Below are 1990 nucleotides of genomic sequence, written 5' to 3'. Positions count from 1 at the left end.
GTTGGGTAGGGGAGCGTTCTGTAAGCCTGTGAAGGTGTACTGTGAGGTATGCTGGAGGTATCAGAAGTGCGAATGCTGACATAAGTAACGATAATGCGGGTGAAAAACCCGCACGCCGGAAGACCAAGGGTTCCTGTCCAACGTTAATCGGGGCAGGGTGAGTCGACCCCTAAGGCGAGGCAGAAATGCGTAGTCGATGGGAAACGGGTTAATATTCCCGTACTGGTGATAATTGCGATGGGGGGACGGAGAAGGCTAGGCTATCCGGGCGACGGTTGTCCCGGTTTAAGAATGTAGGCAGGTGAATTAGGCAAATCCGGTTCACTATATGCTGAGGTTCGATGACGAGTCACTACGGTGATGAAGTAGCTCATGCCCCGCTTCCAGGAAAAGCCTCTAAGCTCTAGATTATCATTAATCGTACCCCAAACCGACACAGGTGGTCAGGTAGAGAATACTCAGGCGCTTGAGAGAACTCGGGTGAAGGAACTAGGCAAAATGGTGCCGTAACTTCGGGAGAAGGCACGCTGGCGCTAGGTGAAGTCCCTTGCGGATGGAGCTGAAGCCAGTCGCAGATACCAGCTGGCTGCAACTGTTTATTAAAAACACAGCACTGTGCAAACACGAAAGTGGACGTATACGGTGTGACGCCTGCCCGGTGCTGGAAGGTTAATTGATGGGGTTATCCGTAAGGAGAAGCTCTTGATCGAAGCCCCAGTAAACGGCGGCCGTAACTATAACGGTCCTAAGGTAGCGAAATTCCTTGTCGGGTAAGTTCCGACCTGCACGAATGGCGTAATGATGGCCAGGCTGTCTCCACCCGAGACTCAGTGAAATTGAACTCGCTGTGAAGATGCAGTGTACCCGCGGCAAGACGGAAAGACCCCGTGAACCTTTACTATAGCTTGACACTGAACATTGAGCCTTGATGTGTAGGATAGGTGGGAGGCTTCGAAGCGTGGACGCCAGTCTGCGTGGAGCCAACCTTGAAATACCACCCTTTAATGTTTGATGTTCTAACGTTGCCCCGTTATCCGGGGTGCGGACAGTGTCTGGTGGGTAGTTTGACTGGGGCGGTCTCCTCCCAAAGAGTAACGGAGGAGCACGAAGGTTGGCTAAGCATGGTCGGACATCATGCGGTTAGTGCAAAGGCATAAGCCAGCTTGACTGCGAGAGTGACGGCTCGAGCAGGTACGAAAGTAGGTCTTAGTGATCCGGTGGTTCTGAATGGAAGGGCCATCGCTCAACGGATAAAAGGTACTCCGGGGATAACAGGCTGATACCGCCCAAGAGTTCATATCGACGGCGGTGTTTGGCACCTCGATGTCGGCTCATCACATCCTGGGGCTGAAGTAGGTCCCAAGGGTACGGCTGTTCGCCGTTTAAAGTGGTACGCGAGCTGGGTTTAGAACGTCGTGAGACAGTTCGGTCCCTATCTGCCGTGGGCGTTGGAAGATTGAAAGGGGCTGCTCCTAGTACGAGAGGACCGGAGTGGACGCACCACTGGTGTTCGGGTTGTCATGCCAATGGCATTGCCCGGTAGCTAAGTGCGGAAGAGATAACCGCTGAAAGCATCTAAGCGGGAAACTTGCCTTGAGATGAGTCTTCCCTGACCCTTTAAGGGTCCTAAAGGAACGTTTAAGACTAAGACGTTGATAGGTTGGGTGTGTAAGCATAGCGATATGTTGAGCTAACCAATACTAATGAACCGTGAGGCTTAACCTGACAACACCGAAGGTGTTTTAGGGATTGAGAGATTAAAGTTGATTCAATAAAAGTGAGAAGCCGAGAGGTGAAGGACACACAGCTTGTTTGAGATTGATGTTCTGGTTTAGTGGAGAAAACTAAACGGGAACAAATAGAATTTGTCTGGCGGCAATAGCGCGGTGGTCCCACCTGACCCCATGCCGAACTCAGCAGTGAAACGCCGTAGCGCCGATGGTAGTGTGGGGTCTCCCCATGTGAGAGTAGGGAACTGCCAGACATTAAA

2 rRNA genes are annotated in these 1990 nt (G+C 51.9%); both read left to right on the top strand.

From position 1 onward, the window contains the following. A 23S ribosomal RNA gene (locus PSF67_RS21665) occupies positions 1-1725 on the top strand; the annotation flags it as partial. A 143-nt stretch (positions 1726-1868) separates the two neighbouring features. After that, positions 1869-1984 (top strand): 5S ribosomal RNA (gene rrf / locus PSF67_RS21660). Positions 1985-1990: the final 6 nt, after the last annotated feature.

This window comes from Providencia sp. PROV076, from assembly GCF_028483405.1.
Taxonomy (GTDB): Bacteria; Pseudomonadota; Gammaproteobacteria; order Enterobacterales; family Enterobacteriaceae; genus Providencia; species Providencia huaxiensis.
This window is presented reverse-complemented; position numbering and strand designations above follow the sequence as displayed.